Origin of the sequence: Streptococcus mitis, from assembly GCF_047464965.1 — a bacterium.
GTDB lineage: Bacteria > Bacillota > Bacilli > Lactobacillales > Streptococcaceae > Streptococcus > Streptococcus mitis_DU.
The window spans coordinates 70,051-93,555 of record NZ_JASHAT010000006.1 but is presented as its reverse complement, the minus strand read 5'-3'; the positions used below and the strand labels follow the sequence as shown (position 1 = coordinate 93,555).

Here is a 23,505-nt window from a genome sequence, read left to right as displayed (position 1 = left end):
TTCGATATTTAATCTTCATCTTCTTTTTTCTGTTTCAATGTCAAGGCTAAACTAGCAAGACCAAGGCTGGCCAATCCTGCTATTAGGGCTTCATTGGCATCAGCAGTTCCTGTATTTGGCAATTGTTTGCCTGCTTCTTCTGACTTAACTGCTGTATTTTGGGCTGGTTTTTCTTGTGTAGGCGCTACTGCTGGTTCAGTTTTTACTTTTGTTCCAATTTCAACAATTTCTGGAATCGCTTCTTGGATGACTTCTGTTGAACGAAGGCGACGCTGACCGTTTTCATCAACTTCAAAGACATGTCTTAATAGACCATCTCGTCCCTGTATGATGACTCGTTGTTCCCCAACTAGCATCTCAGCATTTTCATGCTCTTGACGATCAAAGGCAACCTTTTCCTCTTGAACTTCCAATTTAGGAGCCTTTTGTTGATCAGAAGCCGGTTGATTAGTAGGTTTTGGAAGGTATGTGTTTTGTGGGGCTGGATTGGCAGGGATTAGACCAGTACCTACTTCCACGATTTCAGGACTTGCTTCTTTCAAAACTTCGGTAGAGCGAAGGGTACGATTACCTTGGCTATCTACTTCAATCAAGCGACGAATGTGTCCCTCAACTCCTGCTTGGACAAGTTGACGTTGACCGACTGGGAGATTTGGATTTGGTCGTTCTTGGTGTTCGAAGGCGATACTTGTCTCTTCAACTTCTAGTTTCGGAGTATCCACAACCAAATTCTTGACACCTTCAGCTGGTTCCTTGCTTGAAATAACTTTTTCTACTGGTTTAGCAGGTTGTGGTTTTTCAGCAGATTCATAAACAAAGGCATAATGTGTAAAGTGTGGTGCTGTAAAGATGACATGACTATCTGTTTGTTCAAAAGCCAACTCTACTGCTTCTTTGCCTTCAGGTAAGAAGAAGACTTTCTTCACTCTCTTATCTTTTTCAATTGGAATTTTCACAATAGAAGCGTAAGAGAGATCAACGTCTTGACCTTTTTCATCTAGACCTTCTATTTCAAAGACATGAGCATCTTCTCCAGCAAAGTATTTCTTCTCTTCAGCACTTGCTTGAACACGTTCTACTTTCAAGCCCTTGATGACAGTCTTCTCTTTATTTGAGAAGTGTACTTCAACACCTGTTTTACTATCAGAAAAGACTGCTGGCTTGTCTTCTTTCAATAAAGCAACCAGATCTTTCAGACTCTGTTTCGCTGTTGCAAGCTCTTTTGGACTCAAATCTACTTTTTCAACCAAGGCCTTGTTCTTTTCAAGAAGTGGGGCTAGGGCAGAACCTGAAGGATGGTTTGGTTTGGCAGCTAAGAGCTCTTGAGCCTCACCTGTTAAGCGATCGAGTTCTGTCTTTTCTTCCTTAAATTTCTCTTGACCATTCAGAGCTTTGTGAGCTTCTGTCAATTTATTAAGTCGGTCATTGACTTGATCTTGGGTGCTAGTTTCATGGTCTTTCAACACTTGTTCGGCCGCTTCAATTGCTTTCAAGAATGCTTCTTTTACTTCTGGCGAAGCAAAGTTATAGACCACCTTGTTCTTAGCCGCTTCAACTTCTGCTAATTTTTGTTTAAGGTACTCATCGTTCAATGCTGCTTTTGGAGATACCAAAACATCAAAGTTGACTTTATGACCTTGGTAACGAAGCGTCAAGGTTTGACGACCAGTCTTTTGAGCATCGTAACCAGAAATTTCAACTCCCTCATCAGTAAAGGAATGTTCTTCCATGGTGTCATTGCTATAAGCTACTGCAAAGCGTCCTTCAGACAAGTCTAAACTATCACCAACTAGATAATCTTTTTTCGGTTCATGACTTACTTCAATTCCCAAAATAGTTTTCGGACTTGCTTCATCTTGGCTAGTGACAGTCACTGACAAATTCGCATTTACTGGTTGTCCCAAATATTGTAAAGTAAGATTTTGTTCTCCCTTATGATGCGTGTCAAAACCTGATACTGATACACCTGCGTGAGTTAGGCGAATGAGTTCGTCCTCAGCTCCTCCTTCATACTGAACTCGAAGAACACCTCCTCTAAGGTCTAAATCCTCCCCTTCGGCGTAGCTTGTTTTCTTAGGTCCTGTTTCTAGGCTGACTGACTTGATTCTTCTGTCATCTTTTGGAACGGAAACAGCCAGGACATTACTAATTTCCTTACCTGGTAATTGGGTACGATAGTAAAGAAGACCAGATTGATTTGTCAAATCCAATGGTGAACTTGCTAGGTCACCTCCAACTTCGCTCTTCAAAGTTGCAAGAGGAGTTTGAGAATTTGGATTGTCATAAACGGTAATGGTTGCTCCAGCTGGTACATCCGCAAAACCAACTTGCACCTTGTTGTTACCTAGAGAACGGGCTGCAGCCTTGGCCATCGGAATATTGACACTCTCAGTATCAAGCTTTTCATACATTTTCCAGTTATAGATACGAATAGCCTTCCATGGGGTTCCATTGTCAGAAGTGACAACATTCAAGCGCCAATCTTGAGCTGTGATTGGTTTATCAAGGGTAATATCTGTAACATGGGCTTTATTGCCACGGACTTCCTTAGCCAATTTCCATTGACCATCCGCATCTTTATAATAGAGGTCAAAGTCTTTGGTGTTCATCAAACCGTCGTTTACAGATTCTCCACCAGCTCCAGCATGGTCCATCACCCATCTAACAACTGTACGTGGCTGGGTCAAACGAATATCCACACTACCACTTAACTGTCCAGAAGACCACTTGTCTGAAAGACTGGTAATGGTACCATTCAACATACCTTCAATACCTTCTCCACCTTCAGTCTTAGGGAAAGTACTATCAATAACTGTTGCACCTGGAACGATATTTTCAGCTAGCGGTTTTGGTAGGCTGGTATCTTTTACAGTCATGCCCCAATCAAAGGTTGTAGTTGCAGCTTCTGAACGAACTCCATTTTTACCGACTGCTACAACCTTCAGTTCTTGAGTTGTACCCTGAGCACTTGCTGAGCGGCTAACTTTTGGTAGATAAATAGTTGTAGAAGATGAGCCAGTTAGTAATTTCCAGCTGTCTCCATCTTTTTCGTAAACTTCATAGAAATCTGCATCCTTGTTTCCTTTAAATTGCACAACTGCTTCCGCTTCTTGGGCATTTTTAAGGACTTGTTTGGCTACAGCAACTGTGGTTGGTGCCTGAGGAGCATCTTGATTATTGCTGATGGTCAATTGCCCCAGGTTAAATTGATAACCTTTTAAGTCTTTGTCATTTTCAAAATAGAGTTTAATACCGTAAATTGTTTTGCCCGCCAAGGCACTCAAATCAAAATCATCGGTAGTCCAGTTATCTGAAACTGTCAATTCTTTACGGGCAGCTTCATCACCGTAGGTATAATCTTTCTTGGTTGCAAATTCTACATAAACCTTGGTACCCTTGCCTCCTTTGTGGGCAACATGTAATTTGGTTGTATCTGTCACCTTCAAGCGAGTAGAGTACAAATTCACATCTTGCTTGGTCGCACCTGAAAGATCCCCTGCAAATTTGAGAGAAGTTCCACCATTATAAGCATCTTCAAAATCATAGCTTGCTTTCAACTTATCGCCAGTTGATTTTTGCCACCAGCGCCATGTTGGAAGAACACCTGAAACTGAACGATAATTCCACTCAGAATCCTTAGAAACCTTACCATCTACGAACCATTTTCTACCATGACCTGTATTAAAAGAAGTAGTAAAAGTATTACCTACTGCTGGCGTGCGGTCCGCAACTAGGTTAGCAATCCCATACCAATCTTTATCACCTGGTTTTTGGCCAGTAGGATCACCTTGGTAACCTGTAAAGAAGATATCTTCATTCTTATGATAATCTTCACCAGTTTTTCCTAAACTTGTAATGGTATCTGGGGCGAATAAACCAAGAGAAAGGCGCAATTTCCCATTTTCATCTAAAATGTCATTCCATTTGACCTTGGTCTTGTAGGAACCACCCTGTTGCAATTCCAATCCTGCAAATACATCATAAGGATTACGGCCAATCCAGTTGGCAGTTGCAATAGTGTAATCATTCTTAGCCTTATCCCAGTTAAAGTTAGCAAAGAAGTTATCTGCTGGAACCTTATCTCCTTCAGGTTGCATGAATTGGTAGTTGTATTCTCCCAAACCATCTTGGTGGTAACGTCCATAGTTATAAGTCATGGCATCGTACCAAGAATACTTGATTGGATGGTTTACCTTAGCAGCATATTCCTTGGTATAGAGCATAAACTGGCGCATCTTTTCTCCAAGAGGTTCAACCAAATCCCCAGTTGTTTCTTGGTTAATGAAATAGCCATCATAGCCATAATACTTGGCCATGTCTACCAATTTACGGGCAATTGGAAAGCTACCATCTGGGTCTTGCTTCAAAGCTTCAGCGAATTTTTCTTGATCAGCAATACTATTAGACCAGTTGAAGAAGAGTGTACCATATACAGGAACCCCGTTACGGTGACCTGCATCAATAACGTCAGGAGTTGGTACGAGACCCTCCCAGAAGACCATTGAATCTAGATATTGCCAATAGTCAAAAGCATAGGCCTTGAACTCTTCTCCACCAACAGAAGCGTGGTCTTTTGCTTTAGAGTTGGTGTTTGATAGGGCTTGTACTTTTGCTTCCTTGCTAGCTTTTTCATTGACTAAATGACCTGTCCGACGTGAAGCGAGGGCGACAGACCCGCGGTTAATAGCATCATCTTCACGAGCACCTGGTTCCCATTTTAACAATTCTTCCCAAGAATTAAATTTGATTTCCTTTGGTTTTAATGTTTTTTCTGTATTTTTAGGGACATCTGGCTGGACTTCTTTTTCAGTCTTATTAGCTTCTGCTGCTGGCTTAGACTCATCTCCTTGGCTAGTTGCTTCAGGCTTTGCTTCCGTTTCCTTGTCAGACTTAGGTTTTGCTTCTGCAGATGGTGTTTCTGCAACCACCTCACTTGCTTTTTCCTCTGGTTTAGCTGCGCTAGCTGCTTCTGCAGTTTCAGTAGTTGCAGCTTCATTGCTTGCTGGCGAAGCAGTTTCAGATGCTGTCGCTACTCCTTCTGCCTTTTCTGGCTTGTTTTCTCTAGCCTGTTCTCCTTCATGCTGCTTGTCAGCTTCATTAGTTGGATACTCACTCTCTCCTGAAACAAGCTCTGTATTGGCTCCGTTATTTTCAGGAACTGCAGTTTCTTCAGCCAAGGCTGGACCAGCAAATAAAACAGCACCAATCATCAGCGAGCAGGCTCCTACTGATAACTTACGAATACTGTAACGACAACGTCTTTCAAAAAATGGATTCTTCATTTTCTCCTCCTAAAAAATTGATTTTGTTGCACAAAAGAAAGCGCTTAACTTTCTTTATAAAATTTTTATCCCAATCACAGGGACCAAGATAATTCCTCCCTCATTTTAAAATATTTCTTTTAAATGTCAATATATAAAAGGAAATACCTATATCTAGGTTAGAAATTGGTAAAATTAATATAATCAAGGCCCATTCTAACGAATTTTCTTTCTAAAATCTTAGCTTAACACTTGTTAGATTTACTTTTATCCTTTAAAATAGAATAGGAGAAATTCCGTTATTATTTTTCGGAGGAAAAAGAAATGTCCATTAATTGGCAGGAAATTTTATTTCACTTTTTAGGTGGTCTGGGACTATTCTTATATAGTATCAAGACCATGGGAGACGGTTTGCAACAAGCTGCTGGAGATCGCCTTCGTTTTTACATTGACAAGTACACTAGCAATCCGTTCTTCGGTGTGCTAGTTGGTATCGGTATGACGGCGCTAATTCAGTCAAGTTCTGGGGTCACAGTCATTACAGTGGGGCTAGTCAGCGCAGGACTTTTGACCTTGCGTCAAGCTATCGGTATTGTCATGGGTGCCAATATTGGAACTACCGTTACATCCTTTATCATCGGTTTTAAGCTAGGAGATTACGCCTTACCAATGCTTTTCATCGGAGCGATTTGTCTCTTCTTCACCAAGAATCGCTCTATCAATAACATCGGACGTATCATTTTTGGTGTAGGTGGTATCTTCTTCGCTCTCAATCTTATGAGCGGTGCAATGGAACCTCTAAAAGACCTGCAAGTCTTTAGAGACTATATGGTTGAACTAAGTAAGAGTCCTATTCTAGGTGTCTTTGTCGGAACTGGACTAACCCTACTCATTCAAGCTTCTTCCGCAACTATCGGTATCCTACAGAATCTTTACGCAAGTGGTTTGATTGATCTACAAGGTGCCCTACCAGTCTTGTTTGGTGATAATATCGGAACGACCATTACAGCTATTATTGCTTCTCTTGGAGCCAATATCGCTGCCAAACGTGTTGCTGGTGCCCATGTCGCCTTTAACGTGATTGGTACGGTTATCTGTATTGTCTTCCTTGTACCTTTCACTGGCTTGATTCAATGGTTTGAATCTACACTCAATCTGGCTCCAGAAATGACCATTGCCTTCGCCCACGGAACCTTTAATATCACAAATACTATTATCCAATTTCCATTCATCGGAGCCTTGGCCTACTTTGTAACCAAGCTCATCCCTGGTGAAGATGAAGTTGTCAAGTACGAGCCACTTTATCTTGATGAGTATTTGATTAAACAAGCTCCATCAATCGCTCTCGGAAATGCCAAAAAAGAACTCCTTCACTTGGGAAATTATGCTTCTAAAGCCTTTGACCTTTCATACAACTACATCATTGACCTTAATGAAAAGGTAGCTGAAAAAGGCCACAAGACAGAAGAAGCCATCAATACCATTGATGAAAAATTGACTCGTTACCTTATTACTCTTTCAAGTGAAGCCCTTAGCCAGAAAGAAAGCGAAGTGCTCACCAACATCCTGGATTCATCCCGTGATTTGGAACGGATTGGGGACCACGCAGAAGCCCTAATCAATCTAACTGACTACCTTCAACGTAAAAATGTTGAGTTCTCTGAAGCTGCTTTGCAGGAATTGGCTGATATCTATCAAAAAACTACTGGCTTTATCAAGGATGCCCTTGATAGTGTAGAAAACAATGATATTGAAAAAGCTCAATGTCTGATTGACCGCCATAAAGAAATCAACAATATGGAACGTGTTCTCAGAAAGACCCACATCAAGCGCCTCAACAAGGGCGAGTGTTCAACACAAGCTGGGGTCAACTTTATCGACATCATTTCCCACTACACTCGTGTGTCTGATCACGCTATGAATCTAGCTGAAAAGGTCATCGCTGAACAAATCTAAGAACCAAGAAGCTATCCTAAATGGGATGGCTTTTTCTTCTCCTAATCAAGAATTGCTCTTCTACCATATAGAAAAATGCTTTGATTCACAATGGAATCAAAGCATTTTAAAGAGCTCCCCGTACATAAGCGCAGAAGCTGCAGTTCCCCTGTACTTGGCTTCTTCTCTTTTGATAAAGCGAGCCAAGTTGAGCAACTCAGGTGCCGGATGTTTGGGATTTAGGAGCAATTCACGATTGACCAGGCCTGAGAGACGAACTGCCAGCAATTGCTCATTTGTAGTAGGCAGTTTTTTAGCAGTCTCTAGGAGAGCAGCAACTAAATCTTCACTCAAATCATGTCGAGCATGATTGTAAAGATCTTTCACAAGGCTTTCTAGGTTTGGTTCTACCATCCCTACCACCTCCCTTATGGTTTAATAATTTTTAATCAAATCAACTGTTGAACGATCCAATTTCTTCACCAAGGCTTGTAAGAAAGCTTGAGCTTCTAGGAAGTCATCCATAGCATAGAGGGTTTGGTGAGAGTGGATATAACGAGCGCAGACACCGATAGTTGTAGATGGGACACCACCATTTTTCAGATGAGCTGCGCCAGCGTCTGTTCCGCCTTTACCACAGTAGTATTGATACTTGATTCCAGCTTCTTCAGCAGTTGTCAAAAGGAAATCCTTCATACCTGGGAGAAGCAAGTGACCTGGATCATAGAAACGAATCAAGGTTCCATCTCCAATCTTACCTTGACCACCGTAGACATCACCAGCTGGTGAACAGTCAACTGCGAGGAAGACTTCTGGGTCAAACTTAGTTGTAGATGTATGAGCACCACGAAGACCAACCTCTTCTTGGACGTTAGAGCCAAGATAGAGTTCATTCCCGAGTTTTTGACCTGACAGAGCTTCCGCCAACTCGCTAACCATAAGAACACCGTAGCGGTTGTCCCAAGCTTTTGAGATGATATTTTTTTCATTGGCTGTCAAGATTGCAGAACTATCTGGAACAATGGTGTCGCCAGGACGGATGCCAAAGCTTTCTGCCTCAGCCTTATCCGCAAAACCACCATCAAAGACGATATCTGCAATAGCAGGCATGGTTGGTCCGCCCTTACCACGAGTCAAATGTGGCGGAACAGATCCTGAAATCACAGGAATTTCATGACCATCACGAGTCAAGAGTTTGAAACGTTGGCTGCTAACCACCATGGGGTTCCAGCCACCGATTTCTACGACACGGAAGGTACCGTCTGGCTTAATCTCGCTGACCATAAAACCAACTTCGTCCATATGAGAAGCGACCAAGACGCGCGGTGCATCTGCAGCTTCTGAATGTTTAATCCCGAAAATACCACCCAAACCATCTGTCACCACTTCATCCACGTGCGGTGTCAACTTTTCACGAAGATAAGCACGGACAGGTGCTTCATGACCTGAGACCGCAGCAAGTTCTGTTACTTCTTTGATTTTTGAAAATAATGTTGTCATTTCAGTTCCTTCTTTCTTTCATCCATTTTACCACTTTTTATAGGAGAAGGATAGCGGGAAGGTGGATTTCTAAATTAGTATCTTAGTCTTACTGTATCTTAGAAAAAGCTTGTATTTTCTTGCATGTGAGGTGAAATCTAAGAACTATTCCAAGACCAATCAAACTATTAATTCCCAAACAAAAAAATAATTCAATGATATATTTTTTACATTTTCACGAAAATTACAGAAAACGGTTGACTTCGCCTTCTTATTTCTTTAAAATAGTAGAAAACTAGGAAAAGGAAAAAATCATGACCAAAACAATTCTTGTTACAGGTGGAGCTGGCTACATTGGCTCCCATACCGTTAAAGCTCTTTTAAATGCTGGCTATCAGGTACATGTTCTAGATAATCTCTCTACAGGAAATCGTTCGGCTGTAGATAGTCGTGTTAGCTTTAAACAACTGGATGTTTATGATGCTAGTGCCCTAAAAGCTTACTTGGAAGAAAACAAGATTGACGCTGTTCTGCATTGTGCGGGTGAGATTGTTGTGAGCGAAAGTATTGAAAATCCAAGTAAATACTTCACTGCCAATGTTGCTGGTATGAACCAAGTTCTCAAAGTCTTATCTGAAGTTGGCATTCAAAAAATCATGTTCTCTTCTACTGCTTCCCTCTATGGGAATAACTGTATTGACAAGCCAGCAACTGAAGATACCCTGCTCGATCCTGTCAATCCTTATGCAGAGACAAAACTGATGGGCGAACGAATGATTTACTGGATGGCTAATCGCTACGACTGGAAATATGTCATTTTCCGTTACTTTAATGTTGCTGGAGCTGAAATGGATGCTTCAAACGGTCTGCGAGTGAAAAATCCAACTCATATCATTCCCAACATCAACAAGACCGCATTGGGACAAAATGATAGCCTGAAAATATTTGGAGATGACTATGATACACGTGATGGTTCATGTATTCGAGATTACATTCATGTCTTGGACCTTGCACAGGCTCATGTTAAAGGAATGAACTACCTATTTCAAGAAAACAGTTCTTCTCAAATCTTTAACTTAGGAACTGAAAAAGGCTATACCGTCAAAGAAATCTTTAAAACTGCTGAAGAATTACTGAATCAAAAAATACCACACGAAATTGTTGCTCGTCGTGCTGGTGACCCAGCTAGCGTCCTAGCAGACGCATCAAAAGCTAAAAAATATCTTGATTGGAAGGCTAGCTACTCCCTCGAAGATATTATTTTATCAGATTATCGTTGGCGTGTTAAAGAAGGCAAAAACATTTTGGAATAGGATAACAAAGGAGAAAGCCTTGGCGCTCTCTCCTTGTTTTATTCATTAAATTGTCAGAAAATTTATTGACAGATTAAAGAAATCATGTTACAGTAATATCCGCAGGTATCTTTCGATACCAAATCTACATGAAAGGATGGGGTATGAAACTTTCTCATTATTTAATTGGCTTACTTCTACTCCTAGTCTTTCTCTCTATTAGCATTGGGACCAGTGATTTTTCATGGGGAAAGCTCTTTGCTTTCGACCAGCAGACCTGGCTTCTCTTTCAAGAGTCCCGTCTTCCAAGAACCATCAGTATTCTCCTGACGGCCTCTAGTATGAGTATGGCAGGACTTCTCATGCAGACTATCACTCAAAATCAGTTTGCTGCTCCAAGCACAGTTGGAACGACTGAAGCTGCCAAACTGGGAATGGTGCTGAGCCTCTTTGTCTTTCCGTCGGCTAGTCTGACCCAAAAGATGCTCTTCGCTTTTGTTTCATCCATCGTATTCACCCTCTTCTTCCTAGCCTTTATGACTATTTTTTCTATAAAGGAAAGGTGGATGTTGCCTCTGATTGGGATCATCTATAGCGGGATTATCGGTTCTGTGACAGAAGTTATCGCCTACCGTTTCAATCTGGTTCAGAGTATGACAGCTTGGACCCAGGGCTCCTTCTCCATGATTCAGACCCATCAGTATGAATGGCTTTTCTTAGGCCTCATCATCCTGATAGCCGTTTGGAAATTATCCCAAACTTTTACCATCATGAATCTGGGCAAGGAAGCCAGTGAGAGTTTGGGGATTTCTTACTCCCTACTTGAAAAACTGGCTCTCTTTCTGGTGGCGCTAACGACTAGTGTCACCATGATTACCGTGGGTGGCTTACCTTTTCTCGGAGTTATTGTTCCCAATCTTGTTCGCAAGCGTTATGGAGATAATCTAAGTCAGACCAAACTTATCGTCGCACTGGTTGGAGCCAATCTAGTTCTGGCCTGCGATATCCTATCCCGAGTTCTGATTCGACCCTATGAGTTGTCTGTCAGTCTTCTACTAGGAATCATTGGTAGCCTCGTCTTTATCCTACTTCTCTGGAGAGGGGGACGAAAAGATGCAGTCTAAAAGCAAACATACTAAGCTATTCTGCCTTCTCATTATTCTGGCCATCGGAGCTTGTCTCCTCTATTTTTGGCCCATCACTCACTTGTCAGCCTTTGCCTGGAAGCTACGTTCCCAAAAGATCATCGTTTATCTCTTGGTAGCCATTGCGACTGGGATTTCGACCATTAGTTTTCAAACCCTGACGGAAAATCGCTTCCTGACGCCAAGTATTTTAGGAATCGAATCCTTCTACGTCCTACTGCAAACTCTACTACTGGTTTTTGAAAGCAAGTTTCTTCAACTTGGCAAGTCCCCTATCTTAGAATTCCTAATCTTACTTCTCATCCAATCCCTCTTCTTTTTCGCCTTACAAGGCTACTTGAAGGCACTAATGAAGCAAGACCTGGTCTTCATCCTGTTGATCTGTCTAGCACTCGGAAGTCTCTTTCGAAATATCAGTACCTTCCTTCAGGTCCTGATGGATCCAAACGAATACGATAAACTGCAAAACAGTCTTTTTGCCTCCTTTCAACATCTCAACACTTCCATCCTAGCCATCGGTTCTCTGATTATCCTTGCTTTGACCATCTTTTTCTTTCGAAAAGCAGTCATTCTGGATGTCTTGCACCTACAAAGAGAAACGGCTCAGATATTGGGACTCGATGTTGAAAAAGAACAGAAAGAACTCCTCTGGGGTATCGTGCTTTTGACCTCAACAGCAACTGCCCTGGTAGGGCCTATGGCCTTCTTCGGCTTTATGCTGGCCAACCTCACCTACCTAATCGTCAAAGACTATCGGCACAAGTTACTCTTTATCGTAGCCATTCTGGTTGGATTTATTAGCTTGACCTTGGGGCAGGCCCTGATTGAACGAGTCTTTGCTTTGGAAATTCGCATCAGCATGATTATTGAGAGTGTAGGAGGGTTCTTATTCTTTATCTTACTATACAGGAGGGCGCGTCAGTGAAACTGGAAAACATTGACAAATCCATTCAAAAACAGGATATTTTGCAAGGTATTACGCTTGAAGTCAGTCCTCAGAAACTGACAGCCTTTATCGGTCCAAATGGTGCTGGAAAATCGACTCTCCTATCCATCATGAGCAGACTGACCAAGAAAGATCAGGGGATACTCAGTATCAAAGGTCGTGAAATCGAGAGTTGGAATTCGCAAGAACTCGCTCAAGAACTCACCATCCTAAAGCAGAAGATCAATTACCAAGCCAAATTGACTGTTGAAGAACTGGTCAGTTTTGGACGTTTTCCCTACAGCCGTGGTCGACTGAGAGCAGAAGACTGGGAAAAAATCCAAGAAACTCTGGACTATCTGGAACTGACTAACTTAAAGGACCGCTACATCGATAGTCTGTCTGGCGGACAGCTCCAACGTGTCTTTATCGCCATGGTACTAGCCCAGGATACAGATTTTATCTTGCTGGACGAACCGCTCAACAATCTCGATATCAAGCAAAGCGTCAGCATGATGCAGATTCTTCGGCGACTGGTGGAGGAACTCGACAAAACCATTATCATCGTTCTCCACGATATCAACATGGCCAGTCAGTATGCAGATGAAATTGTCGCCTTCAAGGACGGTCAAGTCTTTAGCAAGGGAACAACCAATCAAATCATGCAGGCTGACCTGCTCAGTCAACTCTATGAGATTCCCATCACGCTAGCTGATATCAATGGCAAAAAGATCTGTATCTATAGCTAGTAACATAGAAGCTCAAGTTAGAGAACCTTCAGTCTCTTAGTCAATAAAACCTAGAGACTCCCTAAATCGTTATCACATTTTAAAAAGGAGAAATCATGAAAACATCCCTCAAACTTTACCTCACTGCCCTAGTAGCCAGCTTCTTGCTCCTACTTGGTGCATGTAGTACAAACTCAAGCACTAGTAAGACGGAGTCAAGTAGCTCTGCTCCAACAGAGGTAACCATTAAAAATTCACTAGGTGTAGTCACACTTTCAAAAGTCCCTGAAAAGATTGTGACCTTTGACCTCGGTGCTGCGGATACTATTCGCGCTTTAGGTTTTGAAAAGAATATCGTCGGAATGCCTATAAAAACTGTTCCGACTTATCTTAAAGACCTAGCTGGAAAAGTTAAAAATGTTGGTTCTATGGTTGAGCCAGACCTAGAAGCCCTTGCTGCTCTTGAACCAGACCTAATTATCGCTTCACCACGTACCCAAAAATTCGTAGATAAGTTCAACGAAATCGCTCCGACTGTTCTCTTCCAAGCAGGCAAAGATGACTACTGGACTTCTACCAAGGCTAATATCGAATCCCTAGCAAGCGCCTTTGGTGAAACTGGTACACAGAAAGCCAAGGAAGAATTGGCCAAGCTAGACAAGAGCATACAAGAAGTCGCTACTAAAAATGAAAGTTCTGACAAAAAAGCCCTTGCTATCCTCCTCAACGAAGGGAAAATGGCTGCCTTTGGTGCCCAATCTCGTTTCTCTTTCTTGTACCAAACCTTGAAATTCAAGCCAACTGATACTCAATTTGAAGACTCACGCCACGGACAGGAAGTCAGCTTTGAAAGTGTCAAAGAAATCAATCCTGACATCCTCTTTGTTATCAACCGTACCCTTGCCATCGGTGGTGACAACTCTAGCAACGATGGTGTCCTAGAAAATGCCCTCATCGCTGAAACTCCTGCTGCTAAAAATGGCAAGATCATCCAACTAACACCAGACCTCTGGTATCTAAGCGGAGGCGGTCTAGAATCAACAAAACTCATGATTGAAGACGCACAAAAAGCTTTGAAATAAGTTGCTTCAAACTCAATCACATCTTTACATGATAAAACGCATCCTATCAGACTCACTCAAACCTGATAGGATGCGTTTTTATCATTTTGAAATCTGTTTGTCCAACCTCATTCCCCTTCTTGATTCCGTTTAAGGGCAAAATGGTCTGGGACGGGGTCCTTGCCTGTTTTCGACCAGGGATGGCAACGTAAAATCCGAGCCAAGCCCATCAAAACACCCTTGAAGCCATGTTTTTCAATAGCCTGAATCATGTAGTTGGAACAAGTCGGCTCAAAGCGACAAGAGGGTGGAAAGGCTGGTGAGATAAAACGTTGGTAAAAGCGCACAGGCGCTATTAAAATTCGTTTCATTATTTCTTGGTTACAGCCATGGTGTGTAGTTGGCTGATTTCTTTTTTATTAAGACGACGGGATTCTCCTGGACGGAGTCCTGTCAAGTCTAGATGTCCAAAACGAGTCCGTGACAACTTGTCCACTTGGAGACCGACAGCTTCAAACATCTTTTTAACCTGGTGGTTACGCCCTTCATGGATAGTCAACTGCACCACAGAGCGGTTTTTGACTGGATCCACTTTGAGAATCTCATAGACAGCCGGCTTGGTTTTCTTTCCATCAATCTCAAGTCCACGGGTCAAGGGGCGCAGATTATCCTTATTGGCCACACCTTTAACACGCGCGACATAAACCTTGTCAATCTCATTACGAGGGTGAATCATCTCATCCGTAAAATCCCCATCATTGGTCAAAATCAAGACTCCTGATGTATCCCAGTCCAAACGACCTACAGGGTAGATGCGCTCTTTGACATTGGGCAAGAGGTCGACAACCGTCTTGCGACCCTTGTCATCTGTCACACTGGAAATGACACCGCGTGGTTTGTTAAGTAGATAATAGACCTTTTCTTCGTTGTAGATAGGCTGACCTTCAACTTCGACCTTGTCACCAGACTTGATGGTCGTTGCTAGTTCACGTACCACCTGGCCGTTGACCGTCACCAAACCTTGCTTGATCAGCTCTTCTGCTTTTCTCCTACTGGCCACACCTGCGTGGGCAATATACTTATTGATTCTCATCTTCTTCTATCCTTTCACCAAATAATTGGCTTTCTTGGGCTTGAATCTCAAGCTCATCAATCACTGGTAATTCTTCTAAATGGTTTATCCCCATGTAATCTAGGAAATAATCTGTAGTCACATAGAGGTTGGGGCGCCCCAACACTTCTTTTTTCCCGTCTTCCTTTATCAGGTCAAAAGCCTGCAACTTTGCCAAGGCCCCACTCGAGTTAACCCCACGGATGGCATCAATTTCGATCCGCGTAATCGGCTGCTTGTAGGCAATGATGGACAAGGTCTCAAGGGCAGCCCGAGATAAACTCTGGTTGATAGGCGCCTTGGAATATTCCTTCAAAATCTCTGCAAATTGAGGCTTGGTCACCAATCTATAAGCGCCCCCTGTCTCAATCAGAGCCAAACTGTAATCTGGGTCCTTTTCATACTTCTGAGCTAATTTTTCTAAACTCTGTTGGATGCCTGTCGGTGGCAGAGAGAGGAGTTCAGCTAACTGGCGGACTCTAATCCCATCTTCACCCGCTACAAACAAGAGCGCTTCTATTTTTGCTAAAGTACTCATCTTTCCTCTCTATCAAGTCTAGCTTTGGGTCACTTGACTTTCTTCCTTCTTTTCCATGAGATAAATATCTCCGAAACTTTGCTCTTGCACAAGAATCAGCTCCTGGGTTTTGATTAACTCTAGGGTTGCCAAAAAGAGGGTAATGACCTCTTGGAGATTCTGGGCTTCCTTGAACAAATCCTGCAAGCGCAATTGTTCCCGTCCAGCCAAGGACTCTTTCACGATAACCATCATGTCCTCAATCTTATACTCATCCCGCAAGATAGTCGTGTGATTCTGTGCAAACTCCTCTTTTTTCTTGGCTAGGATATTTGAAAAAGCCAAAAAGAGGTCAATGGTCGTCTTGTCATGCACAAGCTCCGCATCTTCGTAAATCAACTCTGTCGGCGCTTTGGAATAGTGCTGGGCCCGTTCTTGGTGCTTGGCTTCCAAGTGTTCACCCAAGAGCTTGAACTTGCGGTATTCTTCGATTTGGGAGAGAAGATCCTGCTCCAGGTCATCCTCTAAGTCTGTCACTTCTGCTACCTTTGGAAGGAGTTTACGACTCTTAATCAGCATGAGCTGACTGGCCATAACCATGTACTCCCCCGTCACTTCCAGACGCATGGCCTGCAGGGTTGAGACATAGGCTAGATACTGTTCGATGACTTCCGTAATGGGTACATCGTAGATATCCATCTGATACTTAGAAACCAGATGCAAGAGCAAGTCCAGGGGTCCTTCAAAATCTTTTAATTTAATATCCATTATCTATATTTTTCTAAGGTCAGGACTGTTTTTAATCCTAATTTTTTTGCAATTTCGTACAAATCGACCTTCTTTTCTATCTGTCTTAGAATGAACTGTTCCCGTAGGGCTTGGGCTGATAGTGCTGGAAAACCTTTCTCCTTGACAAAGGACTCCAGCTGACGAAAGGCCCACTGACGAGAATAGGCTTTCCCTCCCCTTTCAAAGAGATAGGTCTGGCCCATCAAGGGTTCCAACTCTGAAAGCAAGGTCGTGGGAATGGTGACAATCCTCTGTTGGGAAGCCTTCTTGATTCGCAACACCTGAAAGTCCAGATTGATATCCGCAACCTTGAGGGCTAAAATCTCACTTGGCAAGAGGCCCATTTCTAGGATTAAGAGTGCTAGCAAGCGTCCCTCTGGATAGGCACTTTCCTGCCAAAAAGAGTCTAGATCTAAAATTTCTGGTTTTTCGGTTTTCTTTTCAGCTTGTTTGGCTAATTCCAAACGGTAAAAGCTGTCCACTTCTCCTTTTTGATAGAGAAAGTAGAGAAATTGGTTACAGGCCGAAATCTTTCGCTTCTGGGCGCTGATCTTTAGATTGGTTAGCTGGGCTTGGTAAATCTTGAGACTGGTCTCAGAAATCCGCTCGCCTACCAAATCTAAAAACTGTTCTAAATCATACTTATAGGACTGCTTGGAATTGACAGACAAGCCTTGCTTTTCTTCTAAAAAGGCTGAAATCCTATCTCTCATTTGCATCGAATCTCATATTCCTTACTAAAGTCATGCAAGAGGGCATTGACTGCCTTTAGGATGGACTTGCGCGTGATAATTCCTTGGAAAATACCAGACGCATCCACAACCGGCAAGAAGGACTCATCTACCAGCTTGTGCAAGACCTCCGTAATGGTAAAATCAGGCGAGACGACCGCTACGTCCGTTCTCGTCATATGAACGATATCCGTATCTGCCATGATTTCTTGACTCAAATCATGCTCCATCTGATAAGCCATAATATCTCTGAGCCCAATAGTTCCAACAAAGTGTTTTTCATCTGTCACAACAGGAACACGGGTATAGGTCATCTGACTAAGCAAGAGTGTCGCATGATCCGCATTGTGAGTATCAATCAACACAGCTAGATTTTTAGCAGGAGTCAAAAAAGTTTCTTCTTGCCCCAACAAGAAAGTCTCAAACTCCTTGGCAATCATCGGCTAAACTCCTTGGACAAGCCCGGATACACCTCATGGTCTCGTGTCAAAAAGTCCACTTTGAAATAACTGTCATCAATCTCCACACGAGCATAGAGACATTCTCTGATGGTCCCACGTGGTTGACTGATGGAACCTGGATTTAGAAAAAGAGTCTTGCCTTCCATCCAAGCACTTGGCACATGCAAGTGACCATAGAGGCAGATATCGGCCTCTTCCTCCTGAGCCCAGTAGTCCAACTTTTGAAAATTGAAATTAATGTCAAACAAGTGACCATGTGTTTGGATAATCTTGGTCGAACCAAGCTCAGTCACCAAACGTTCTGGGTAACCTGCATAGAAGTCCATATTCCCTTTAACAACACGGATGCCTTCCCAAAGGGGAGAATCAGGACGCAGTTCAGAATCGCCGTTATGAAAAACGGCATCAACTTTGCCTACATAGCGATCACGGATTTCTTCCACAATCAAGCTATCGCCATGAGAATCGCTCATTACAATGATGGTTTGCTTTGCCATGATGGAAATACCTCCAAAAGTTTCTTAACGGCTAAGGCACGGTGAGATTGACTATTTTTTTCTTCAAGGGTTAATTCAGCTGAGGACTTGCCTGTCTCTCCTACCAGGAAGAGAGGATCGTAACCAAATCCATTTTCACCCTTAGGTTCAAAGTTAATGTAGCCTGGCCAGTCTGCTTCAACAACCAAGCTTTCCTTGTTTGGACTGGCCACGACTAGGGTTGTATGGAATTGAGCCGAGCGGTCCTTGAGTTCAAAGACCATGGCCAATTCGTGCAAGAGTTTGGCATTGTTTTCACGGTCAGTAGCTCCCACACCTGCGAAACGAGCTGACCAGACACCTGGCAAGCCACCAAGGACATCGACTTTGAGACCTGAGTCATCTGCCAAAACCATCTTGCCCGTTAATTGAGAAATAGTTTCTGCCTTGAGGCGGGCGTTTTCTTCGAAGGTCATGCCTGTTTCTGCTACTTCAGGTAAGTCAGGATAGTCATTAAGATTTTCCACATCGTATCCTAACTTGTCAAAGATAGCTCGAAATTCCTTGGTCTTGCCCTCGTTACGAGTCGCAATCAACAAGGTTTCTCTAACCTTGTTTGTCTCAAAGAAGTCGTGAACATTGACCCCTTCTTTAGGCAATTCCACATACAAGAGTTGCCCATTTTCAACCAAGAGCAGGGCCCCTTGACGTTGAATGACTTCCAAGTTACGTCCCATTTCTTGGTTGAGGATATCTACCACAAAAGACAATAAACGGTAGCGAGAACCATAGCGTAAAACAGCAACTGAAATCGGGAAACCTCGTTCCTCGTCTCGAAATCTTTGGGCAAACTCCAATAGAGGAAAATCCAAGTCATCATCCGTCAACGTTCGGACGCCACCAAAAATACCATAGGACCCGACATACCAGTCCTGTTCATCCTTGTATTCATAAATTTTATTTGTCATAATTCTACATGCTCCACATGAATCTCTTTTTCCAGCCATTCTTCACCAATTTGTGCAAAACTTTGGCTGCTGGCTGTTGTGTAAAAACGGTGATGGAGTGGTCCGGCATCGCGACCACGATTGATTTCAAAATAATTAAGTAAGACTGAGATATCCCGTACGCACTCTGCCCCACTATCGATAAGTTGAACCTTGGGCCCCATGACATTTTGAATAATAGGTCTGAGCAGTGGATAATGGGTACAACCCAAAATCAGGCTATCTACCTTTCCAACCAAGGGACGCAGGGTTTCATAGACCACTTTCTTGGTGACACTGGTTGACAGGGCACCAGACTCCACCAAGGGAGCAAACTTGGGACAGGCCAAACTCTCCACCTGTAAGTCCGGATCCAAATCATGGATTTTCTGACGGTAGATGTCTGAGTGTACCGTCATGGGTGTTCCAATCACTCCGATTTTCCCACCTTGGCTAGACTTGATAGCTGCCGAAGCTCCTGGCAAAATCACACCTAGGACAGGAATATCTAGTTGAGCCTTGATTTCTTCCCAGACGACCGCAGTCGCTGTATTACAAGCAATGACAATCATTTTGACATCCTTGGTCAAAAGAAAGTTGACCAACTGCCAAGTATATTCACGAATTTGCTCAGCAGGACGGGGCCCGTAAGGCGCGCGTGCCGAATCTCCAATATAGACGATTTCTTCATGGGGAAGTTGGCGCATGAGCTCGCGCACAACGGTCAAGCCCCCGACACCCGAATCCAAAAAACCAATTGGTCGATTATCCATACAGTCTTCTTTCTAGTCTTTTTTCTGATTGATAGTTCATTATGATTACTTGTCTTTATGAACTGAAGAACAACTTCATCAACAACTATCTCTCTTAATCATAATCAAATATCAATAGAATGCAAGGAAAAAGTCTCATCCCTAAACCCTTAGCCAACATAGTGAGAAGTCTGGAACTTTCATCCCAGACTTTTCCTTATTTATTTTTTCTTTTTATTGTTAGCAAGGGCCGCCTTTTGTTGGCGGATGATTTGGTGGTAAACTTGTTGTACCTTAGCTTCGCTTGGTTTTTGACCATTTGCACTCAAAAGAGTACGAACTGCTTCAGCATTCAAACGTGGGTTGTCAGCGAATTCTTTTTCAATTTGCTTACGAACCAAGTACATTCCTCCAAGAGCTCCTCCTAGAAAAGCTAGCACAATCAATACAATTGCTAAAAGTAAATCCATCATTTTTCTCCTGTTTCTTTTTGAGTCTCTTTCATTATACCACAAACTAGCCACCCTGACTAGTTTGTTTTACGCTTTCAGGGATGGAATAAACAGCAAAAAGAACCCTGCTTTTCTGCAAAAGAGGGCTCCTTACTGAGTTTATACTCAATGAAAATCAAAGAGTAAACTAGGACGCTAGCCGCAGGTTGCTCAAAACACTGTTTTGAGGTTGCAGATAGAGCTGACACGGTTTGAAGAGATTTTCGAAGAGTATTAATTTCATATTTCTGCCTATCCATTTATACTAATAAAAGACTGAGACACCAGATCTCAGCCTTTTTCTTTATCCCAAAACCAATTCATCACTGACCAGACTTTGACCACTATTTTTCTGGAAGAGATGCATGAGATTTTCAACCGTCAGATGCTTTTTCTCCTCTCCCTTGACATCCACCACTATCTTACCCTGATAGAGCATAATGATACGATTGCCGTACTCAATCGCATGGTTCATATCGTGGGTAATCATCAAAGTCGTCAACTGATGGTGTTCCACAATCTTTTGCGTCAAGTCCATCACCATTTGACTCGTTTTCGGATCAAGCGCCGCAGTGTGTTCATCCAAAAGCAAAAGTTTAGGTTTCACCAGAGCTGCCATGACTAGGGTCAAGGCCTGTCTTTGTCCTCCTGAAAGGTATTGGGTATCCACTTTCAAGCGATTTTCAAGGCCAATATTCAACTCTTTCAAGGCCTCTTGGAACTGGATTCTCTCCTTCTCCTTCACGCCCCAACCAAGCCCTCTCTTCTGCCCACGTCTCAAGGCAATAGCCATATTCTCCTCAATCGTCAAACGAGAAGCTGTTCCCATCTTAGGATCTTGAAAAACACGGGCAATATCCTTGGCTCTCTTTCTTACACTAAGATTTTTAATGGATTTGCCTGCCAATAAAAGGTCCCCTTCATCCACCGATAGATTGCCAGCCAAGATATTCATCAAAGTGGATTTCCCTGCTCCATTTCCACCAATCACAGAGATAAAATCTCCCTCTTCAACCTCTAAATCTAATCCTTTGAGGACATGGTTCTCATTGACCGTCCCTGCTTCAAATGTTTTGTGAATATTTTCAAGTGTTAACAAACTTGCCATAACTTTCTCCTCCTATTCATTTCTCAATTTCAGACCACGAATCTTTAATCTCTTTTGCAATTCTGGTGCAAATAAAACTAAGGCTAACAAGATTGCATTAAAGAGACGAACTAGGTTTTGATCTAGATTTGGAATTTCATAGATATTTAAAATAATCAAACGGTAAACAATAGCACCGATTCCGATGGATAATAAGCGACTTCCAATGGTCAAGTCGTGTATCAAAACTTCCGCAATAATAACTGCACTCAAACCAACAACAATGGTTCCTGTCCCAGAAGTCACATCTGAAAATCCATCATTTTGGGCAAACAAGGAACCACATAAGGCAATCAAGCCGTTTGAAATCATGTAACCAACAATCTTCATGGTGTCTACATTAACCCCATTGGCCTCACTCATCGGAATATTGTCCCCAGTCGAACGCAAGACCAAGCCAATCTCTGTCTTCATCAAAAGAGTCAAGACCAAACAAACAAGTAAGAGACAGGCCAAACTAAGTGAGAAAACAGCTTCTTCAGTTGTCAGCCCCAAGCTCGCCAATTGTTTAAAGACGGTTGCAGAATCTCCCAAGGAAAGATTAGGCACGCTTCCCATGATTTTAATATTGATTGAATAAAGCCCTGTCAAGGTCACAATACCTGTCAAGAGAGCTGGAATTTTCATCTTGGTGTGGAGCATTCCTGATACTAGACCTGCTACCATACCTGCAAACAAAGCAAGTAAAGTCGCAATCCAAGGATTTGTCCCTGCCTGTATCTGAGATACGACGACAGCAGCCCCCAGTGGAAAGGCTCCTTCAGCAGTCATATCCGCAATATCCAAAATACGGAAAGTCAAGTAGACCCCAATCGCCATAATCGACCACAACAAACCTTCTGATAAACTAGATAATACAAAATTCATCTCAAACCTCCTTATTCCTTGCCTTCTAACTTACTAATATCAATTCCCAATGCATCTGCCATTTCTTGATTGGTATGCAATTCCAGTTTTTCAGGCAACTCAACTGCTATATTTTCTGGTTTCTCACCTTTTAAGACACGAATCAACATGCGGGCTGTCTGCCGTCCCAATTCTTCATAATTGGTTCCGTAGTTATACAAGCCACCAACAGCAATCATTTCTGTTGAACCACCGAATACTGGAACTTTGTGTTTAATAGAAACCTGCTTAACTGTTTCCATGGTTGACGAAATGATATTATCCGTTGGGACAAAAACCATATCCACCTCTGCCATCAAGCTTTCTGCTGCAGCCTTGACGTTGTTACTGTCCAAGATTGTTTTTTCAACAACGGTAAAGCCTTTTTCTTCCAAAAGGCGCTTAGCTTCATCCTTTTGGACAACTGAGTTTGGCTCGCTCTGAGTATAAAGAATTCCAATCGTTTTTGCTTTTGGCAACACTTTCTTTATCAAATTGATTTGGGTTGAAATGGCATCTGATGACTGGTCACTTGTCCCAGTTACATTGCCCCCAGGGTGTTCTCTTGACTCAACCAACTTGGCACTGACAGGATCTGTTACCGCTGAAAAAATAACCGGTGTCGTTTGTGTTGTATTAGCCAAGCTCTGAGCAGAAGGCGTTGCGATAGCTAGAACTACATCACTAGATTCTGCTAGTTGCTGGGAAATCGTTTTTAGATTTCTTTGTTCTCCCTGTGCATTTTGCAAATCAATCTCGATATTTTTCCCTTCAGCATAGCCTTGCTTGGCAAGCTCATCCACAAACCCTTCTCTAGTAGCGTCTAAGGACTGGTGGGTAATAAATTGCGAAATACCGATACGAAACACATCTTTTTTCTTATCTGCCTTCAACTGATGCAAACTAATCAGAGAGGTCAAGAGAATCCCCACTACCAAGAGAGGGGCTAGTAATTTTCGAACAACTTTCATAATGAAACTCCTTCTCAGAAAAGATAAAACAAAAAACCGCCTAGATACTATCTAAACGGATGCTTGAAATAAGCTAACAAGTTACAACTTAGCTAGTCCATTTAGATATTCATCTATATGGACCACAATCAAAAATCTTAGCCACATAGATACAAACAAATTGCTTGAACTGTTTGCATCCATGGTGACATGTCTACAAACACTATCTAAAGTAGCTAAAGTAAAAGTTTTGATTCATCGTTACAGCTTGTTTCTTATTCATTTCTTTTTCTGCTTTCTTTTTTGATGTTTCCTATCTTACCACCTTTTTCATTAGCTGTCAAGAATATTTCAGAATTTTTTAAAATTTTTCGAAAATTCTT

At 42.4% G+C, this 23,505-nt stretch carries 22 protein-coding genes and 1 pseudogene; 6 read left to right on the top strand and 17 right to left on the bottom strand.

Features of this window, described 5'->3' with window-relative positions:
- Positions 1 to 8 precede the first annotated feature (8 nt).
- A complete protein-coding gene (locus QM408_RS05230) occupies positions 9 to 4,928 on the bottom strand; it encodes an endo-beta-N-acetylglucosaminidase (RefSeq protein WP_414373877.1) in 4,920 nt (1,639 codons plus the stop codon).
- Between the two features lie 291 nt (positions 4,929 to 5,219).
- Positions 5,220 to 5,282: pseudogene (locus tag QM408_RS05225) on the bottom strand (YSIRK-type signal peptide-containing protein); the annotation flags it as partial.
- 303 nt (positions 5,283 to 5,585) lie between these two features.
- Here QM408_RS05225 and QM408_RS05220 point away from each other — a divergent pair.
- Complete coding sequence (locus QM408_RS05220; protein WP_371483704.1) at positions 5,586 to 7,217, top strand: Na/Pi cotransporter family protein; 1,632 nt, start codon at positions 5,586 to 5,588, stop codon at positions 7,215 to 7,217.
- Positions 7,218 to 7,313: 96 nt separating this feature from the next.
- Here the strand turns inward: QM408_RS05220 and QM408_RS05215 are convergent, their stop codons facing one another.
- Together QM408_RS05215 and pepA are read right to left on the bottom strand one after the other, a co-directional pair.
- Positions 7,314 to 7,610 (bottom strand): bacteriocin immunity family protein, encoded by a 297-nt coding sequence (locus tag QM408_RS05215; protein WP_004260989.1) that lies wholly within the window; start codon positions 7,608 to 7,610, stop codon positions 7,314 to 7,316.
- A gap of 21 nt (positions 7,611 to 7,631) precedes the next feature.
- Positions 7,632 to 8,696 (bottom strand): glutamyl aminopeptidase, encoded by a 1,065-nt coding sequence (gene pepA, locus QM408_RS05210; protein WP_033684763.1) that lies wholly within the window; start codon positions 8,694 to 8,696, stop codon positions 7,632 to 7,634.
- Between the two features lie 293 nt (positions 8,697 to 8,989).
- On the opposite strand from pepA, the gene galE reads away from it, so the two are divergent.
- From galE to QM408_RS05185, 5 genes are all read left to right on the top strand, one after another.
- Positions 8,990 to 9,988 carry a UDP-glucose 4-epimerase GalE gene (gene galE / locus QM408_RS05205; RefSeq protein WP_033684762.1) on the top strand — a complete coding sequence of 333 codons (999 nt, stop codon included), beginning with the start codon at positions 8,990 to 8,992 and terminating at the stop codon, positions 9,986 to 9,988.
- A gap of 143 nt (positions 9,989 to 10,131) precedes the next feature.
- Positions 10,132 to 11,091 (top strand): ABC transporter permease, encoded by a 960-nt coding sequence (locus tag QM408_RS05200; protein ID WP_185757731.1) that lies wholly within the window; start codon positions 10,132 to 10,134, stop codon positions 11,089 to 11,091.
- Positions 11,081 to 12,037 carry an iron chelate uptake ABC transporter family permease subunit gene (locus QM408_RS05195; RefSeq protein ID WP_261034943.1) on the top strand — a complete coding sequence of 319 codons (957 nt, stop codon included), beginning with the start codon at positions 11,081 to 11,083 and terminating at the stop codon, positions 12,035 to 12,037. Before QM408_RS05200 ends, QM408_RS05195 begins: the two co-directional genes overlap by 11 nt.
- Positions 12,034 to 12,786, top strand: a complete 753-nt coding sequence (locus tag QM408_RS05190) for an iron ABC transporter ATP-binding protein (protein WP_414373831.1) — start codon at positions 12,034 to 12,036, stop codon at positions 12,784 to 12,786. Before QM408_RS05195 ends, QM408_RS05190 begins: the two co-directional genes overlap by 4 nt.
- A 95-nt stretch (positions 12,787 to 12,881) precedes the next feature.
- Positions 12,882 to 13,847 carry a siderophore ABC transporter substrate-binding protein gene (locus QM408_RS05185; protein WP_000858281.1) on the top strand — a complete coding sequence of 322 codons (966 nt, stop codon included), beginning with the start codon at positions 12,882 to 12,884 and terminating at the stop codon, positions 13,845 to 13,847.
- A 107-nt stretch (positions 13,848 to 13,954) separates the two neighbouring features.
- On the opposite strand, the gene yidD is transcribed toward QM408_RS05185, so the two are convergent.
- From yidD to QM408_RS05120, 13 genes are all read right to left on the bottom strand, one after another.
- Positions 13,955 to 14,197: a membrane protein insertion efficiency factor YidD gene (yidD, locus tag QM408_RS05180; protein WP_049543751.1), complete on the bottom strand. Its 243-nt coding sequence runs from the start codon at positions 14,195 to 14,197 to the stop codon at positions 13,955 to 13,957.
- Positions 14,197 to 14,919, bottom strand: a complete 723-nt coding sequence (locus QM408_RS05175; protein ID WP_001222228.1) for a pseudouridine synthase — start codon at positions 14,917 to 14,919, stop codon at positions 14,197 to 14,199. The genes yidD and QM408_RS05175 overlap by 1 nt, the downstream gene beginning before the upstream one ends.
- The gene (gene scpB / locus QM408_RS05170; RefSeq protein WP_214615002.1) at positions 14,906 to 15,475 is read right to left on the bottom strand and encodes an SMC-Scp complex subunit ScpB; all 570 of its coding nucleotides are present in this window, start codon (positions 15,473 to 15,475) and stop codon (positions 14,906 to 14,908) included. Before scpB ends, QM408_RS05175 begins: the two co-directional genes overlap by 14 nt.
- An 18-nt stretch (positions 15,476 to 15,493) precedes the next feature.
- Positions 15,494 to 16,222, bottom strand: coding sequence for a segregation/condensation protein A (locus tag QM408_RS05165; RefSeq protein WP_214615001.1), 729 nt, complete (start codon positions 16,220 to 16,222; stop codon positions 15,494 to 15,496).
- Entirely contained in the window at positions 16,222 to 16,956 is a 735-nt protein-coding gene (gene xerD / locus QM408_RS05160) for a site-specific tyrosine recombinase XerD (protein ID WP_314732431.1), read from the bottom strand. The genes QM408_RS05165 and xerD overlap by 1 nt, the downstream gene beginning before the upstream one ends.
- Entirely contained in the window at positions 16,953 to 17,414 is a 462-nt protein-coding gene (cbpB, locus tag QM408_RS05155; protein ID WP_000560720.1) for a cyclic-di-AMP-binding protein CbpB, read from the bottom strand. Before cbpB ends, xerD begins: the two co-directional genes overlap by 4 nt.
- Positions 17,411 to 17,932 carry a metallophosphoesterase gene (locus tag QM408_RS05150; protein WP_001118952.1) on the bottom strand — a complete coding sequence of 174 codons (522 nt, stop codon included), beginning with the start codon at positions 17,930 to 17,932 and terminating at the stop codon, positions 17,411 to 17,413. The genes cbpB and QM408_RS05150 overlap by 4 nt, the downstream gene beginning before the upstream one ends.
- Positions 17,908 to 18,879 carry a nucleoside-triphosphate diphosphatase gene (locus QM408_RS05145; protein ID WP_261034952.1) on the bottom strand — a complete coding sequence of 324 codons (972 nt, stop codon included), beginning with the start codon at positions 18,877 to 18,879 and terminating at the stop codon, positions 17,908 to 17,910. The genes QM408_RS05150 and QM408_RS05145 overlap by 25 nt, the downstream gene beginning before the upstream one ends.
- A complete protein-coding gene (gene racE, locus QM408_RS05140; RefSeq protein WP_000370371.1) occupies positions 18,876 to 19,670 on the bottom strand; it encodes a glutamate racemase in 795 nt (264 codons plus the stop codon). The genes QM408_RS05145 and racE overlap by 4 nt, the downstream gene beginning before the upstream one ends.
- A 200-nt stretch (positions 19,671 to 19,870) precedes the next feature.
- Positions 19,871 to 20,119 (bottom strand): YneF family protein, encoded by a 249-nt coding sequence (locus QM408_RS05135; RefSeq protein ID WP_000364990.1) that lies wholly within the window; start codon positions 20,117 to 20,119, stop codon positions 19,871 to 19,873.
- A gap of 325 nt (positions 20,120 to 20,444) precedes the next feature.
- Positions 20,445 to 21,248 (bottom strand): ABC transporter ATP-binding protein, encoded by an 804-nt coding sequence (locus QM408_RS05130; RefSeq protein ID WP_024057379.1) that lies wholly within the window; start codon positions 21,246 to 21,248, stop codon positions 20,445 to 20,447.
- Positions 21,249 to 21,260: 12 nt separating this feature from the next.
- Complete coding sequence (locus tag QM408_RS05125; protein ID WP_060627153.1) at positions 21,261 to 22,154, bottom strand: ABC transporter permease; 894 nt, start codon at positions 22,152 to 22,154, stop codon at positions 21,261 to 21,263.
- An 11-nt stretch (positions 22,155 to 22,165) separates the two neighbouring features.
- Entirely contained in the window at positions 22,166 to 23,143 is a 978-nt protein-coding gene (locus QM408_RS05120) for an ABC transporter substrate-binding protein (RefSeq protein ID WP_261116785.1), read from the bottom strand.
- Between the last annotated feature and the right edge of the window lie 362 nt (positions 23,144 to 23,505).